Origin of the sequence: Curtobacterium sp. UNCCL17, assembly GCF_000686685.1 — a bacterium.
In the GTDB taxonomy this organism is placed as follows: domain Bacteria; phylum Actinomycetota; class Actinomycetes; order Actinomycetales; family Microbacteriaceae; genus Curtobacterium; species Curtobacterium flaccumfaciens.
The window spans coordinates 1-1,102 of sequence record NZ_JMLI01000009.1 but is presented as its reverse complement, the minus strand read 5'-3'; the positions used below and the strand labels follow the sequence as shown (position 1 = coordinate 1,102).

At 54.4% G+C, this 1,102-nt stretch carries 1 rRNA gene; it reads left to right on the top strand.

Annotated features, from left to right (window positions below):
- Positions 1-1,037, top strand: a 23S ribosomal RNA gene (locus BR70_RS0100190); the annotation flags it as partial.
- Positions 1,038-1,102: the final 65 nt, after the last annotated feature.

Below are 1,102 nucleotides of genomic sequence, written 5' to 3'. Positions count from 1 at the left end.
TTTGGGCGAAGCTCTGAATTTAAGCCCCAGTAAACGGCGGTGGTAACTATAACCATCCTAAGGTAGCGAAATTCCTTGTCGGGTAAGTTCCGACCTGCACGAATGGCGTAACGACTTCCCAGCTGTCTCAACCGCGAACTCGGCGAAATTGCACTACGAGTAAAGATGCTCGTTACGCGCAGCAGGACGGAAAGACCCCGTGACCTTTACTACAGTTTGGTATTGGTGTTCGGAGTGGCTTGTGTAGGATAGGTGGGAGACTGTGAAGCGGGCACGCTAGTGTTCGTGGAGTCATTGTTGAAATACCACTCTGGTCACTTTGGATGTCTAACGTAGGACCCTGATCGGGTTCATGGACAGTGCCTGATGGGTAGTTTAACTGGGGCGGTTGCCTCCCAAAGAGTAACGGAGGCGCCCAAAGGTTCCCTCAACCTGGTTGGCAATCAGGTGGCGAGTGTAAGTGCACAAGGGAGCTTGACTGTGAGACTGACAGGTCGAGCAGGGACGAAAGTCGGGACTAGTGATCCGGCAGTGGCTTGTGGAAGCGCTGTCGCTCAACGGATAAAAGGTACCTCGGGGATAACAGGCTGATCTTGCCCAAGAGTCCATATCGACGGCATGGTTTGGCACCTCGATGTCGGCTCGTCGCATCCTGGGGCTGGAGTAGGTCCCAAGGGTTGGGCTGTTCGCCCATTAAAGCGGTACGCGAGCTGGGTTTAGAACGTCGTGAGACAGTTCGGTCCCTATCCGCTGCGCGCGTTGGAAATTTGAGAAGATCTATCCCTAGTACGAGAGGACCGGGATGGACGAACCTCTGGTGTGTCAGTTGTTCTGCCAAGGGCACCGCTGATTAGCTACGTTCGGACCGGATAACCGCTGAAAGCATCTAAGCGGGAAGCCGTCTTCGAGATGAGATTTCCATGCACCTTGAGTGTGAGAGGCTCCCAGCAGACTACTGGGTTGATAGGCCGGATGTGGAAGCGGGGACTAACGACCCGTGGAGCTGACCGGTACTAATAAGCCGAAGACTTGATAACACACTGATTTCCGTGCACTTGTTGCACGGGCTCGCGTCCACTTTGTGGTTCCCGACAGACGATCG